The following is a 15,797-nucleotide window of genomic DNA, read 5'->3' on the forward strand; positions in this document are numbered from 1 at the left end:
CCATCTATAGTTTCCAATAACACTCAATTTGTAGTAGTTTTTGTCAAATTAAGATTAATTCCGATAGTCAACTCACCCGAATTGAAATACTCAAAATTATACTTTTTCAAGACTGTATAAATCGCTTCTCGGCAGTCAAACTCGTCGTGAATTTCGATGGCAACACATTTAGTTTTTGATAAATAAGACACATCAGCTTTGGGTGAAGTCAGCACTTCTTTTTCAGAACCTTCGATATCCATTTTGAGAATATCAATATATTGAAAGTTATTTTTCTCCATCAAATAATTGACTGAAAAAGCTTTTAAATCTGTTGCTTCGGTAGCTTCTTCAACCCGAAAAGACCAATCGTTTTGATCTCGAAAATCGCTTACGATTTTCAAATTAGCATTCGTACTCCAAACACCGCCTTTTACTTTATGAGTTGCTTCAATTCCATTAGCAGCAAGATTATAAGACATTGACTCAAAATTAGACGTATCAGGTTCAATGGTGATAAAATTCGACCCCGGAAAAAACTTGGAGAAATATACTGAAGTCAAGCCAATGTTGCTTCCGGCATCCATAAAATTCAATTGCGTTGAATCCGGAAAATGTTTTTTAAAAACTTCAACTACAGGCTTATATTCCTCATAATTATAAACTTGACTAAAGACATCCATATCGCTCGACGGGCGCTTTCTGATTTTTATAGTTGCTTTAAAATTAGGATAATAGGCTACAAAATCTTTAGGATTGTCTTGTTTTAAAAACCCATTAAAACGAATCAGATGAAAATAGTATTCATTGATTCGTCTTTCGCTTTCAGTGGTTTTAAAATGCACAACTCGCTTGAACAAATATTGCAAAACCAATAGACGATTGGCCCAATTTAACCTATAGAGTTGTGTGATTTTTTGCATTTTATTTTTTATTATTCAAAACCTTATCGACAAAAATAGCAGTAAAAATTCTCGCTCCTTTGTCGTTCAAATGATTCGCATTGTGAAACAAGCTATCCTCTTTTATTATCACAGAAAAATCATGTAATTCCGGTATTTTAGATTGTAGTTTAGCAACATAATCAAGGTTTTTGGTATGATGGCAAAAAGGCGCACAATAAAAAACTACATTCATCTTATGCTTTTTACTAAACTGCCTAATGCTGTCAATATAATCGCTCTTTTCATTTATTTGTTTAGGCAATGAAAACTGGTGTCCTTCTGACTTAGCAAGCGGTGGTGAATAACCTTTATCCTTCATTACGTTGGTCTGCTTTTGCGCTAAATTAAGAATAACTTCTCTAATGCCTATTTTCAAATCATTTCGAGCATACCTAAAAAAAGGAATCGCATTGTACTTGTGGTAATTAATTGAATCATATTTTAGGTGATCATTATAAATACTATTTTCATGAATAAACGGTATAACTTCCGGACGAAAAATAGGTGAAACATCACTGCTATTGTAAATATAATCTACCTGAATAAAAATCTTCTCACTCTTGATGTTATAATATTGCACCAATTTTAAAATCGTATAAATATCATGAAGCTTGGCCGCCTGAAAACCAAGGTTTATAACATTCTTATGGGTTCGCTCTTCGATTACCGAGGGAACAATCCCGTTTTGAACCCTTGATGAACCAATAAAAATATAGTCGATTTTTTGATCTTTTTGGGTTCTAAAATGTTGCACTCTTGTACGAGGTTTGGCCGTTTGATAAACCTTTGTAAAACCAAAATCCAGCAAATACATCAAAACCAATGTTGCTATAAAAAAAGCGGTTATATGTAAAATAAATTTCTTCATCTAGAATTGAAAATATATAAATTCACTAAATTCAGAATAAGTGCCTAAAGCTATAATCATTGATATGACAAATAAAGCCCAAAAGTTTTTGCCTTTGCCGAAAAAAGGATGTTCATGCTCACGAGAAAACCATTCGAAGACCAAAAAAACCAAAAGCAACAAAATCAATTCCACCGAATACCTGTCGATAGATAAATACTGAATACCGCCATTGAAATTGAAGGAAAAAATATTTTTGATATAACTAAAAGCCTGTCCAACCGTTGCTGATCTGAAAAATATCCAAGCCAAAGTAGTCAAACAAAAAGTCAGAGTAATGCTAACAAACTCACTAACAGTTGGCCATAATTTCCCTTTGGCCACAATGTCAATATGAGCTCTGTTTTTGTTCGTAAGCAATAAGGGTAAAAAATAAATGGCGTTAAGCAAACCCCAAAGGATAAAAGTCCAATTGGCGCCATGCCAAAAACCACTAACCAAGAAAATAATAAACGTATTTCTAATTTTAGATTGAAGACCGCCTTTACTTCCACCTAACGGAATGTATAAATAATCCCGAAACCAAGACGACAATGAAATATGCCATCTTCTCCAAAACTCGGCAATGTCTCTTGAAAAATAAGGAAAATTGAAATTGCGCAACAAATTAATGCCTAACAGTTTTGATGTGCCAAGTGCTATATCAGAATAACCACTAAAATCGCCATAAATCTGGAAAGAGAAATAAATCGCGCCAATAACCAACGTTAGCGAATTCATGTTTTCATGGTTATCAAAGATAGCATTCGCATAAACGGCACAAGTATCGGCAATGACTATTTTCTTAAATAAACCCCATAAAATTTGATAAAAACCATCCATCGCTTGGTGGTAATCAAAATATCTTTTCTTTTTAATTTGAGGCAAAAGATGTGTCGCTCGTTCAATTGGTCCGGCCACCAACAGCGGAAAAAAACTAACAAATAAGGAATAATCAACAATATCTTTTTCAGGTTTAATTCTGTCGTTATAAATGTCAATCACATATGACAAACCATGAAAAGTATAAAACGAAATTCCAACCGGTAAAATGATTTGTAAAGTCCAAAAATGCGATTGTACCCCAAAACCGGAAAGCAAATCTTCAAAGGATTGGATAAAGAAATTGTAATACTTAAAAACCCCTAAAAAACCAAGGTTAATTATTATACTCAACCAAAACCAAAACTTTTTAAGCGACTTATTTTGTGCATGATGCATTTTCAATCCGGTGAAATAATCCAATCCGGTGGAAAAAACAAGCAAAAACAAAAACCGCCAATCCCAACAAGCATAAAAATAATAACTTGCAATAAGCAGGATAATATTCTGAAGCTTTAAACTTTTGTTATTAACCGACCAATAGAGAATAAAAACTATGGGTAAAAAGTAAAGATAAGATAGCGAGTTAAACAACATAGGCTATCGCTTTAAAATTTGAGCGGCATTAATCCATTGCCAAATGTGAAAACTGCTTTGGTTATCGCCTTTGAAAAAGTTATCTAATGCTGACTGTAACGATTTTTTGTCAAACCATTGGTTGTTTTTTAATTGTTCAACTTCGGCTGAAACCCAATCTCTCAAATCCTCCGAAAGCCATTCTCTTTGTGGTGTTTGCAAAGGTCTTTTTGGTGCCAAAACCAAATCTTTTTGCAAAAACTTTTCGGCTATTTTACGCAACATCCATTTTTGAATACCGTCTTTGATTTTAAAGTCGGTCGGTCGACTAAATACATATTCCACCAATTCATAATCCAAAAAAGGTTCGCGCAATTCGGTGCCGTACATCATCGAAATGCGATCGTTAAAACGCAACGCTCTTGGAATCTTGGTACAAAACAAATCGCGATATTGTAAGTTCAGTAAATTGTCTTCAAAAGGTTTCGGGTAATTGGTTTTTATATAATTTTTGCCAAAATCACCATCCAAAACGCCGGCTCTAAAAGGTGATTTGGTCACGCCTTGCACTATGTTTTGCGAATTGGAAATATAGTAATCATAACCTGCCCAAGCTTCATCAGAACCTTGACCATCAAGCAAAACTTTCACGCCTTTTTGACTGGCTGTTTTAAAAATATTGGAATAAGCAATCGTCGGAATACCACCATAAGGTTCGGCTTGGTGTTGGGCAATTTTCAATGCCAAATCCGGAATTTCTTTGGAAGATAACTGACAAATATTCAAATGATAAGGCCGACTTTCCAACATCGATTTTACCCAAGGCAATTCGTCATAACGCTCGTCATTAGTGATAAAAGTAAAGGCTTCAATCGTTGATTTGTCAATATCTTGTTGGTCAATCAGTGCCAATAACGTACTCGAATCCAAACCGCCACTCAAATTAAAACCGATAGGAACATCAGCTCTGAATCGGAAATTAATAGCTTTTAGCAGCAAATTAGTGATGTATTCTTCTTCGTTTTGATGAAACTGATTTTGCAGTTGGACTATGCGTTCTTCAAAGTGATACCATTTCTTGATTTGTAACTGATTGTACTGCAAAGTCAATAAATGTCCGGCTTCGAGTTGCTGAATGTCGGTCCAAAAAGTTTCATTAGGCAAACCGTAACTGCCTTCGGAAAAGAAGTTCAACCAAACCTTATCATTCGGTTTTTTATTGATTCCGGCAGCAAAAAAAGTATTAATTTCTGAAGCAAAATAGAAGTTATTTTGGTCAAAAAAATAATAGAAAGGCTTGACGCCAAATCGATCTCGCGCTGCAAATAAAGTTTGTTCTTTAATATTCCAAATCGCGAAAGCAAACATACCGTTGCATTGGTCCAAACAATTGTCACCCCATTCGCGGTAAGCGTTGAGCAAAACTTCGGTATCAGATTGTGTTTTGAAAGTGTACTTGGATTGGAGTGTTTTCCGAAGCTCCAAATAATTGTAAATTTCGCCATTAAAAACTAAGACATAATTCCCGCAATCACTAAAAAAAGGTTGGTTGGCGCCTTCAGATAAATCGATAATACTCAAACGGTTGTGACCAAAAGCCACTTTATTTTCGATTACCCAATCAGCTGTAAAATCAGGACCTCGATGCTTTTGGGCTTCAAGCATTTTTAAAATATTATTCTGATTGGCTTGTTGACCAATGATTCCGGCAATTCCACACATCTTATAAAGTCGTTGTTTTTAAAAATTGAGACACTATAAATTCTTCTGTCATCGCCATGGATTCATAAGTTGCGCCGGCTATATGCGGTGTAATGATAATATTGTATTCTTCGGTTGCGAGATCTATCAAAGGATTTTTTTTCAATTGCTTTTTATTGAATTCGTCCTGCAAAACATCGGTAGCAATACCCTTTATTTTCCCTTGCTTAAGTAAATTAGCCACTGCCTTTTCATCCCAAACATTGCCTCGAGAAGTATTGAGTAAAACGGTATTTGAAGTACAGTGTTGTAATAAATTTTCGCTTACAAAATTTTCATTTTCGATATTGTATGGGATGTGAATACTAATGATATTTGCCCAGGAAAACAGTGCTTCCGGACTTGAAAAGCTCTTGTAATTATTGGTTTGCGAAGCCACATCAAAATAACCAATCTCCAACCCAAAAGCTTCGGCAAAATGAGCCACTTGTTTCCCAACTCTGCCCAATCCTAAAATCCCGATTTTTTTTCCGCGAAGATTGTTGCCTTTAAAGTGATCGCGGTTCCAATTTCCTTCTTTTACGTCTACAAAAGCAGTTGGGATTTTTTTGAGCAAAGCCAGTAACAAAGCCCAAGTGTGTTCGGCAGTTGAAGGAATCGAACCCAAAAAATCAACTTCCCCTTTTAACGAAATGACTGTTCCGCCTCGGCTTTCAAAATAGTCAACATCAATATGATCTAAACCGGTTGTGGCTGTTAAAATGTATTGGAGTTTGGGTGCTTTTTCGAGGATTTCTTGGGTTAGCTTGAATCGGAGTCGGACAAACAAAACGTCAACATCAGCAATACTTGCCGTCAATTCCTCCAACGAAGTAAAATCATGCGGAATCACCTCAAAATGTTTTTGAAGTTCAGCTATAGCTTTTGGACTAAAATCGCCCGATTCAGTGATTAGAATTTTCATTTTTCCAGTCTTGGTAAAGTATTTCGGCTATTTTAAAATCCCTTGGCGTGTCAATGTTGGCCAACCAATCAGCATTCATCACATAAGCTTTCTTATCGGTTACCATGAATGAGTTATGCTCCAAAAAAGCAGTAGTTCTTACCGCATAAAAGCAACCATTTCTATAATAAACCGGTTCTAAATCCTGTCTTCTCGCCGTTTCTAAATCTTGTAGTAACGGAATCAGTTCATCATTGGAACTTAAATTATACATTCTTGCCGGATGCATATCATCCATCGGAATCACACTGATTACACTGTTGGTCTTTTTATCTTTTTCAAACAAAGCAATGATATTATCCAAATCGGCTCCGGTTCTCAATGGAGATGTTGGTTGCAGCAAAACAATAATATCAAAATCTTCTTTTAATTCCTGATAAACATGTGCTACTGCCGTAACCACATTACTGGTATCGGTCGCCAAATCTTCCAGTCTAAAAATTACTTCACTGCCAAATTGTTTCGACACTTCCGCTATTTCGGCTGAATCGGTAGAAACTACTATTCTTGTGGTTTTACGAGAAGCTTTGGCACAATCAATCGCATGTGCAATCAAGGGTTTGTCACCCAATATTTTGATGTTCTTTTTGGGAACGCCTTTCGAACCGCCACGCGCCGGTATGATGACCAATACTTTCATTAATAAGTGATGGTTTTATGAAACTGTAAAGGCAAATCTTTGAGCAACTGCGCAATTTGTGTTCCGGCATCACCACCGCCATAAACCGCTGATTTGGTTCTTTGTTGGTTTTTCAAAATAGTTTCTACTGCGGTTACAATTTCGTTTTCATCATAAGTCACATCAACTACATTCTCTCCGCGGTCACGGCGATTTTGACGCGAACCGATATTGACTGTCGGAACGCCGAGATAAGCGCATTCGCGAATGCCAACACTGGAGTTGCCAATCAAACAAAGCGAAGAATGCAATAAATTCAGGAAATCATCGCCTTCCATATTTTTGAAAAAATGAACGTTTTCCATCTTGTCTTTTTCCCGGAAGGAACGAATTCCGGTAGAAGTGCCATCGGCTCCGGCATCCACATTAGGCCAAAACCAAAGCGTTGGCTTGTTTATTTTTTGAATGGCTCTCAAAGTTGCTTCAATGTGTTTTCGAGAATCTTGGTATTCGTTGGTTACCGGATGTTGCATTACCACAATGTAACCGTTACTCAAATCGGGTTGCGAACCAACGCCACCGTATTTTTCATAAGGATTGAAGGTCAACGCATTATTTTTAGCAACTTCCTGCGCAATGTCAATCGAAGGACAGCCGGTATTGAAAACCATAGCTTCATTTTCACCCAATTGAATGACTCTTTGTTTGGCGTTTTCAGAAGCTACAAAATGGTAATCAGCCAATTTGGTAATGGCATGTCTTACTTTTTCATCAATATTACCGGTTACTTCGCCACCTTGAATATGTGCCAAAGGAATATTCATATACGAAGCGGAAATCGCAGTCGCCATGGTTTCAAATCGATCCGCAACCGTAACAACGATATCCGGCCGAAGATTGTCGAAAACGGTTGACAATTCCAGGATTCCGATTCCGGTTGTTTTCGCGGCAGCGGTAAGGTTTTCACCTTCTAAAACATTAAAAACTTTCGCGGCAATTTCGAAACCGTCTTTTTCTATATAATTCACAGCGCTACCATACCTGTCAAGCAAAGCCGAAGCTGCTACGATAAGTTGCAACTCCAATTCGGGATGCTTTTTGATGGCAGTTAAAACCGTTTTAACTCGGCTGTAAGATGGTCGGGCTGTAATAACGACAGCTATTTTTCGGGTGTTGCTCATGTTAAATCTTCTTCATTCAAAAAATCCCATTGGGATTTATCGGTATTCAATTGTTTGCCGATTACTTTTTCAAAATCGGCTGCAGAAATGCCATAACCTTTGGGTTTTTTGCTTTCTAAATCGGCAAAAGTCAGGACATGACCTTTGGGTAATTTTTTGTTAACCGCCAATGATTTTTCAAAAATGGATTTGAGTGCTGTAAAATCGGCATTGCTGTTTTTATTGATTGGGTTGTTTTGTGCCCAATGGATTTCGTTTACGGATTCCACCAATTGTTTGGTTTCTTCTAACGTCAGAGAAGCAATCGCATCCGGTCCGAACATCGAACGATTGAACACCACATGAAATTCTAAAATTTCGGCACCAAGTGCAACTGCGGCAATTCCGGTGGCTATTTTGGCCGAATGGTCTGAAAAACCAATGGTGACTTGGTATCGTTCTTTTAATGCTGAAATCACATTCAGTCCGTATTGTTCCGGTTTTGTCGGATAAGCGGTCGTGCATTGCAAGATGGAAAAATTCGCTTTTTTACTTTTCAGAAAATCTGCGGTTTGGTCCAATTCGGCAAAACTACTCATGCCTGAAGAAATGATAATTGGTTTTCCGGTTTGGGTAATTTTTTCCAATAACAGAAAATTATTGACTTCACCTGAACCGACTTTATAAGTATGAACGCCAATTTCTTCCAACCAATCTACTGCTAGATTGCTGAACGGCGAACAAATGAAATCCAATCCCACTGCATCACAATGTTGCTTGATGGCTTTCCATTGCTCTAGTGTAAACTCCATGCGTTTCCAGTAATCATAACGTGTCGCATCTTCTTTAGAGAATTTGACACGGAATGGCTCGTGAATACTGCTTTCTGCTTCGGCGATATGCATTTGGAACTTAATGGCCTGAACACCGGTTTGGGCTACAGCATCGATATAGGAATGTAAAATTCCCAAACTGCCTTCGTGCGCTTGTGCAATTTCGGCTATTAAATAGGGTTGGTTGTTCATCAAAATGGGTTGTAATGGAAGTAAAAATAACTATTTTTCCGGTTTCCAATATATTTTTGCTTCGTTTAATTTGAGGTAAGCGCTATATTCTTCAGAAGTTAGGGCATTTCGGTGTTTAAACAATTTGGGCACCGCCAAAAACAAATCAACCATGGCTAAAAACAAAGGTAAAACAACTTTAAATTGCCCTTTGAAAATTTTGGTTATAAATTGCATCCAAAGCGAATAAACCATTTTTCGGGGAATTTTGGTCAATGGCAAAAACAAAAAGTAATTGTACCAATCGGCGCGAATTGCCCTACGGTAACGAAAGGCAAAAGTTTTGGTGTCTTTGGCTCTTGCTTTCAAATCTACACGGTGTTGTACCAAAATTTCGGGTACATAAAGAATTTCCCATCGGGTTTTGAACAATTGCAAGGCCGCAAAATTTTCTTCGCCATAAAATCCAAACCATTCGGGATAATTGGGAATGTCTCGCCAGGCTTTCATTCGCCAAATATGTCCGCAACCTACAAAGCTTTTAACTAACTGCGAATGTTCATCGCTGCTTAAATTGGCGGCTTCCGTTTTACTCCAAAATATTCTCGTAGCAATTAATCCGCATTTAGGATTGGCTTCAAAATAATGGGTTAGAATTGCCAATGGATTTTCGGTCAAAAAATGTGCATCGTCATCTAAAGAAATGGCAAAATCAGCCTTGGTTTCATTGAGCATTTTGTTCCGACAATAAATATAACCCTTTGAAGTTTCGTTTCTGTGAATGGTGATTTGGGGAAATGCCTTTTTAGCCTTTTCAAAAGTTCCGTCAGTTGAACCATCGTCAAAAACCACACAACTTACATTGTCATTCCACAAATATTGGATTTTATCCAATGTAAAAAGCAAATCATCACAGCGATTTTTGGTGGAAATGAGTATGGTAATTTTTGGATTATCGACAATCATTTTAATAGTTTTTGGCAACCGTTTTAGGCAAACCCTTAAAATGGTAAAAATACTTCCTGAAGGTTGTATTATCGAAGATCTTGGCAAACAATTTGTTCTTGATGAAAAAAGAAAAACGACTTATTTTTTTGGCTTTTGGCTGATTCTTAAGCATTGAAACTTCAACTGAGTCAACAGCATTTTCTTGAAGCGATTCGATCATCCAATCTTCGACAACATTGCCCATGTGGTAGGCATAATTGTCATTAGTGGTCAGTCGCCAAAGTCCTTTATGCAATGGGCTTTCATCTAAATATCTTTCAGAATCGGCACCCATTTTATAACCCATAAAGGTTTTAATTTCGTCGAATAATTCTTTTTTGTAAGTCGCTACAAAATGTCCGGAACCAACTACCGCTCGGAAATCTTTATTATCGATAGAAAGTGTCCAACGCGAATAATCGAGATTATAATCTTCGCTCCAGCCAATGCTGTAATAGAACTTTTTGAAGGCTTCGGGATTTTTGACTTCGGTAAATTGCAAGTTTTTGGAGAACAACTTATCAAATATCAAATTGTTTGACAAATAAGCAAAGTTTCTGATTTGAGGCACCAAACCCACAACACCAGCTTTTGGAAAATTATTAAAAACCGCCACCGTTTCTTTTTGCCAATCATTTAAGAACAAAACATCTGAATCAGTAATGGTTACCAACGGAATATTGTTTCCGGATAAGCCTTTAAAAACAGCATTGATTTTGCCTAAATTTTCGGTATGAATGACTTCTTGAATTTTTTGTTCTTCAAACAATTGATTGAGATAATCTACAATCGTTGTACAGCTTCCGTTATTGACAACTGTAATCATTGTTTGATTGTGCACCGTTTGGAATAAGGAATGCAAACAATAATCCAATATGGTAAAAGCGTCTTTGTAATAACCTTCAAAATGAGGAATAAAAACAGGAATAATCACCTGATGAAGGTAACTACTTTGCTCTAAAGGTTTGTCTTTATGTGGATTAAAACCAACTCTCATTCGAATGTTTTTAAAATGCTAATGTATTGAAAAAGCGTTGGCTAATAGTGTTTTGCTTCCTCTTTTTTCAATCCTTTGAAGCGCAAAAAGTTTTTCCAAAAAATGTGACGGGAAAACAATATACTACCGAAAACCTTGATTTTAAACCAATTCAGAAAAGGAGAAGACGTAATGGGAACCAATTTAGGTTTAGGAATCACTTGTTTGTCATCAACTAAATTATGTAGTTTATCATACATCCAGTCTTCCGATTGATTACCCATGTGATAAGTAAAATTATGCACTGTTGACAATCGCCAAAAACCCTTTTTTATGATTCCGAGGTCGATTGGATCCATAGTGTTTTTACCCAATAATGTATCCGTATTGTCAAAGCCGTTTTGAGGTAAGGCATCTCGGCGATAGGTACAAACATAGTGTCCGGCACCAACTACAGCACTAATATTATCATGATTTACAGTCAAATATTGCTCCAGATGAATTGGTCGATAAACCCAAGGATTGCCAATACTTTCTACAAAATCGATCATCGCTTGACTGTCTTTGACTTGAGTAAAGCGCAACGATTTAGAGAAAAAATTATCAAAATAAATGTTCTCCGTTAGTTTTTTCAAAGTCCTGGAATTAGGTGTTGTACAAACCGCTCCGGCTTTGGGAAAGGCTTCCAATACTTCATAAACTGATTTTTGCCAATCGTTTAAAAACAACACATCGGCATCGGTAATCGTAACCAAAGGAAACGATTGCCCGACTAGTGCTTTATTAACGGCATTGACTTTTCCGATATTATTGGTCTGAATCAATTCGTGAATATCCCCATTCTCATACAATTTTTCCAAATAAGCTTCCACTTCGGCTGAAGAACCATTATTGACAATGGAAATAAACGTTTGGGCATGACAAGTTTTGAGCAATGAATCCACGGTAATTTTAAACACATTAAAACTGTCTTTGAAATAATCTTCGTTGTTGGGAATATAGACAGGCACAATCACCTGATGGAAATAATCAGGGGTTTGCAGTGATTTTGCTATTTGTGGATTCTTCCCTATTCTCATGAATTCAGATACTGTTTCAAGCAATGAATGTATTTGTCCTTTATCGCGGTAAACTGATAGTCTGCAAGATAAACTTCTCTGTTGTCATTTGCAATCCTATTAAAGTCTTCTTTGCTTAGATTTTCTATTTGGGCTAAACTAGCCAAAAAAGAATCTTGGTCATCAATATTAAACCAAAAATTATTGGGTGAATTGGCCAGTCTTTCTTCCATGGCGCCTACTTTAGTAGACAAAATCAACTTACCGGCTGCCATTGCTTCTAGGCCAACCAAAGGTCCGGATTCTTCTAGTGAAGGAATAACCAGAGTATTTATTTTTTGAAAAAATGTCGTCAGTTCGTCGGGTTGCATTTGTCCTATATAGTCGATATTTTTCGATTGTTTTATAGCCAAAAGGACTTCCTTCTTCAATGGACCATCGCCGGCAATTAGTAATTTTCCATTATTTGTATTTTGGTAAAACCTAATCAATTCCAAAATACCTTTTTCAGGGCTTAATCGACCTAAATAACCGTAAATATTTTGGTTTTCGATTAGTGGCAAAGCCAAAAATTTAGCTTCAAATTGTGCACATTGGTCAATAATTACATACGGCAATGCCAATTGTTGGTTCAAATTTTCGGCATTGTTTTCTGAATGATGGATGAAACAAGTTACTTTTTTCAAAAAAGCAAAAGAGTTAGTGTCAAGCGGTCGAATTGTTCCGGTGGTTCGGATGAAAAAAGGCTTATTGAGTTGATGGCAAAATTCGACTGCTTCTTTTAGATAAGAAGACGTTGGTTGCACACAAGCAATTACGGCATCAACTTTTTGGAGTTCGTTAAAAAGGATTTTTTTTCGGGCTTTTTCAAAATCGAAAAGAACCTTAGAAACACCATTTTTAAGGTAAGCATATGGTAATTTCTTTTTTTTGTTTTTAAGGTAAAAGACTTTGGATAAAGTTCTCAGAAACCAATTGGATTGATAAATTGCTCTTTCGAAAGAAGTAAACTCAACGTCTTTCAATCCTTGTAAGGCATAAGAATTTTGTGTGATATAAATACTTGAAAAGACCGACACTTGATAGTGTTCACTAATGGCTTTAGCAATAATATTGACTTCAACATCTCTGCCACCAAAATCACCAATGGGTCCAAAAAGCAGTACTTTTTTTTTCAAAATAAATTAGTCTTCGTTGATTTGATAAAGCAACAAGTACTTGTCGTTGTATTTTCCGTTGCCTTCGGTACAATTTTCAAAAATTTCATCTATAGGATTGACCATATTGAACGGTGGCAATTCTAAATTAATAGTGCGCCAAAATCCGATAATTCCGTTATCTTGATTGGTTGTGGTGTTTTTAAAACTGGTGGTCAATAAATATTTGGAGCCGCTTTTCTTAATATTTTTTAGGGCTGCTGTTATTTGTTGGTTTTTGAGGTGAACCAATAAATCTCGGCACAAAATCAAATCGACTTTAGGCAAAGTATCATTGATGACATCTATTTCTTTGAAAGAAATATTTTCGGATGAAAATTTGTTATTGTTCTCCTTAATTACTTTATCTACGATATCGCCACCGGTATATTGTATGCCTTTTAAGTCAACTTGCTGCATCCAATAAAAGTCGCCACACGGCACATCGAGGACGCTTTTGATTTGGTATTTTTCGAAAAGTAAAGGTAAGTTTTTGATGATTTCTTTGGTTTGTTCCAAATCGGAACCTGAACCTGATTTAGAAACACTATTTTCGTTTCCACTGCGTGCGTTGAATAAATCTTTTTCATAAATCTTTGTAAAAACGCGCTTGTTGAACTGTCGATTGTTTTTATTAACCGAGTTCAAAAGTAAATTCAAACGCTTTTTGATCAATGATTTTAACCTTTTCATTTTCATTTTTTTTAAATTATTTCCCAGTTTGATTTAAAGGCAACATTACCGTGAAGTCTCGGATTAATTTCTCTTATAATATTCATATTGATGGCATCCATAATTTCAATAGTAATGAAGTTTTCCGTAGTAAACACTTTTGAGGTATCATTATAATTCACCACAACTAAACTAATACTGTAAACGCCTTTCATCAGATTTAAAGAATCAATAGCCACTCTCAACACCAGGGATTTTTCTTTTTTATTAATAGCAAAACCGGATAAATAACTGGAAAGCACTGAAATAATATTCCCAAAGTTATCTATAATTTTTAATTCAAAAACGTAATGTTTAAAATCAATTTCTTGGTCTGAGGCAATATTTAAGTCTACTATTACTTTTTCACCCGAACGGAAAACTGTTTTAGGACTAAGCGAATCATCATAAACATCAGAGGTTATAGAAAAAGTATCGTCTCCGAAACTTACAACAGCATCATCATTTGAAGTTTTATGCCCTAAGTCTAAATACGTATTAATAGCCTGTGTCACCGTACCATCAAACAAAACGTGTCCTTTATCAATTACCAAACCATGAGTGCATAAACTCTGAACAGCAGCCATATTGTGACTTACAAACAACACTGTTCTGCCTTGACCTTTGCTGATATCGCCCATTTTACCTAAACATTTCTTTTGAAACTCGGCATCGCCCACGGCTAACACTTCATCAACAATAAGGATTTCACTTTCTAGATGTGCCGCAACGGCAAAAGCCAAACGCACGTACATTCCTGAAGAATACCTTTTCACCGGAGTATCGATATACCTTTCAACTCCGGAAAAGTCGATGATTTCATTTAATTTTCGGGTGATTTCCTTTTTCCGCATTCCTAAAATGGCACCATTGAGATAGATATTTTCTCTTCCGGATAATTCGGGATGGAAACCGGTTCCTACCTCGAGTAAGCTGGCGATTCTGCCTTTGACTTTGATTTGGCCGGTAGTTGGACTGGTGACTCTGGATAATATTTTTAAGAGTGTGCTTTTTCCGGCTCCATTTTTCCCTATGATTCCGACCGCTTCGCCTTGATTAATTTGAAAATTAATATCTCTCAAAGACCAAACAATATCGCTATCGCCTTTAACACTTCGATCATTGGTTTCACCGATTTTTAAAAACGGGTCTTCTTTTCCTCTTACTTTTGTGAGCCAAAAACGCTCCAAATCGCGCGAAATGGTTCCGGTGCCTATTTGTCCTATTTGATAGGCTTTGGATAGATTTTCTACTTGTATTGCGGTTTGGCTCATTTTAAATAGTGTCTACGAAATTCTTCTCAGTTTTATTAAAAATAATAATGCCCATAAATAGGATGACCAAAGTAACTATAATCGAATATCCGATACTGGATAAAGTAAATTCTCCTTTACCCAAAAAAGCATAACGGAAGGCTTCAATAATACCGGTCATTGGATTCAGGGCTACAATATCGCCATAACCTTTTTCCCGGGCGTAACTCAACGGATAAATTACGGTGGTGGAATACATTAACAATTGAACACCAAAGGTCACCAAGAAAGTTAAATCCTTGTATTTTGTGGTAACTGCAGTAATAATTAGTCCTAGACCTAAACCTAAAAGCGCCATTAAAATCACTAAAAAAGGAAAAAGTAATAAGCCGTTACTGACTTGAAAGCTGGTTCCTTCCACAGGATTCCAATAAAAATAAGCCATCAAGACTAACAATAATAATAATTGCACTCCAAAACGCACCAAATTACTGACCACTATACTCAAAGGCATGATGAGTCGTGGGAAATATACTTTCCCAAAAATATTGGCATTGTCTTTAAAAACGGTACTGGTTTTAGTGAGGCAATCTGAAAAATAATTCCAAGAAGTGATTCCGGCCAAATAAAATAGTTGCTGTGGTAAGCCATCTGAACTAATTCCGGCCAAACTCCCAAAAACAAAAGTAAAAACTATAGTAGTGAAGATGGGCTGAATAAAAAACCATAACGGACCAAGTATGGTTTGTTTGTAAAAACTAACAAAGTCGCGCTTAACAAACATCAATAACAAATCTCTGTAATGCCAAAGATCTTTGAATTTAATGTCAAAAAGAGAAGTATGCCCTTTGATGACTAAATCCCAATCATCAACGGATTGATTATCCTGTGTAATTTTATGCTTCACTTTTATTAAATTATC

Annotated in this window: 15 protein-coding genes; all 15 read right to left on the reverse strand. The window is 36.3% G+C overall.

Annotated features, from left to right (window positions below; translation table 11 throughout):
* Positions 1–23: 23 nt before the first annotated feature.
* The 15 genes from ACK4R1_RS10310 to ACK4R1_RS10380 are packed head-to-tail and all read right to left on the reverse strand — an operon-like array spanning position 24 to position 15,782.
* Positions 24–902 carry an FkbM family methyltransferase gene (locus tag ACK4R1_RS10310; RefSeq protein WP_409686520.1) on the reverse strand — a complete coding sequence of 293 codons (879 nt, stop codon included), beginning with the start codon at positions 900–902 and terminating at the stop codon, positions 24–26.
* Between the two features lies 1 nt (position 903).
* The gene (locus tag ACK4R1_RS10315) at positions 904–1,791 is read right to left on the reverse strand and encodes a hypothetical protein (protein ID WP_409686522.1); all 888 of its coding nucleotides are present in this window, start codon (positions 1,789–1,791) and stop codon (positions 904–906) included.
* Positions 1,792–3,228 (reverse strand): MBOAT family O-acyltransferase, encoded by a 1,437-nt coding sequence (locus tag ACK4R1_RS10320; protein ID WP_409686524.1) that lies wholly within the window; start codon positions 3,226–3,228, stop codon positions 1,792–1,794. It abuts the gene before it with no gap.
* A 3-nt stretch (positions 3,229–3,231) separates the two neighbouring features.
* A complete protein-coding gene (gene asnB, locus ACK4R1_RS10325; protein ID WP_409686526.1) occupies positions 3,232–4,929 on the reverse strand; it encodes an asparagine synthase (glutamine-hydrolyzing) in 1,698 nt (565 codons plus the stop codon).
* Between the two features lies 1 nt (position 4,930).
* Complete coding sequence (locus ACK4R1_RS10330; protein WP_409686528.1) at positions 4,931–5,872, reverse strand: NAD(P)-dependent oxidoreductase; 942 nt, start codon at positions 5,870–5,872, stop codon at positions 4,931–4,933.
* Complete coding sequence (locus tag ACK4R1_RS10335; protein ID WP_409686530.1) at positions 5,853–6,551, reverse strand: cytidylyltransferase domain-containing protein; 699 nt, start codon at positions 6,549–6,551, stop codon at positions 5,853–5,855. The genes ACK4R1_RS10330 and ACK4R1_RS10335 overlap by 20 nt, the downstream gene beginning before the upstream one ends.
* Entirely contained in the window at positions 6,551–7,711 is a 1,161-nt protein-coding gene (gene neuC / locus ACK4R1_RS10340) for a UDP-N-acetylglucosamine 2-epimerase (RefSeq protein WP_409686532.1), read from the reverse strand. The genes ACK4R1_RS10335 and neuC overlap by 1 nt, the downstream gene beginning before the upstream one ends.
* Complete coding sequence (locus ACK4R1_RS10345) at positions 7,708–8,715, reverse strand: N-acetylneuraminate synthase family protein (protein ID WP_409686534.1); 1,008 nt, start codon at positions 8,713–8,715, stop codon at positions 7,708–7,710. Before ACK4R1_RS10345 ends, neuC begins: the two co-directional genes overlap by 4 nt.
* A gap of 30 nt (positions 8,716–8,745) precedes the next feature.
* A complete protein-coding gene (locus ACK4R1_RS10350) occupies positions 8,746–9,660 on the reverse strand; it encodes a glycosyltransferase family 2 protein (protein WP_409686536.1) in 915 nt (304 codons plus the stop codon).
* Position 9,661: 1 nt separating this feature from the next.
* On the reverse strand, positions 9,662–10,678 hold the full coding sequence (locus ACK4R1_RS10355) for a glycosyltransferase family A protein (protein ID WP_409686538.1): 1,017 nt from the start codon (positions 10,676–10,678) through the stop codon (positions 9,662–9,664).
* A gap of 41 nt (positions 10,679–10,719) precedes the next feature.
* On the reverse strand, positions 10,720–11,736 hold the full coding sequence (locus tag ACK4R1_RS10360) for a glycosyltransferase family A protein (RefSeq protein ID WP_409686540.1): 1,017 nt from the start codon (positions 11,734–11,736) through the stop codon (positions 10,720–10,722).
* Positions 11,733–12,893, reverse strand: a complete 1,161-nt coding sequence (locus tag ACK4R1_RS10365) for a glycosyltransferase family 4 protein (RefSeq protein ID WP_409686542.1) — start codon at positions 12,891–12,893, stop codon at positions 11,733–11,735. Before ACK4R1_RS10365 ends, ACK4R1_RS10360 begins: the two co-directional genes overlap by 4 nt.
* Before the next feature lie 6 nt (positions 12,894–12,899).
* The gene (locus ACK4R1_RS10370; protein WP_409686544.1) at positions 12,900–13,604 is read right to left on the reverse strand and encodes a class I SAM-dependent methyltransferase; all 705 of its coding nucleotides are present in this window, start codon (positions 13,602–13,604) and stop codon (positions 12,900–12,902) included.
* Positions 13,605–13,615: 11 nt separating this feature from the next.
* Positions 13,616–14,896, reverse strand: a complete 1,281-nt coding sequence (locus tag ACK4R1_RS10375; RefSeq protein ID WP_409686546.1) for an ABC transporter ATP-binding protein — start codon at positions 14,894–14,896, stop codon at positions 13,616–13,618.
* Position 14,897: 1 nt separating this feature from the next.
* Positions 14,898–15,782 carry an ABC transporter permease gene (locus tag ACK4R1_RS10380; protein ID WP_409686548.1) on the reverse strand — a complete coding sequence of 295 codons (885 nt, stop codon included), beginning with the start codon at positions 15,780–15,782 and terminating at the stop codon, positions 14,898–14,900.
* Positions 15,783–15,797 lie beyond the last annotated feature (15 nt).

The sequence above is a fragment of the Flavobacterium sp. genome, from assembly GCF_046293665.1.
Taxonomy (GTDB): domain Bacteria; phylum Bacteroidota; class Bacteroidia; order Flavobacteriales; family Flavobacteriaceae; genus Flavobacterium.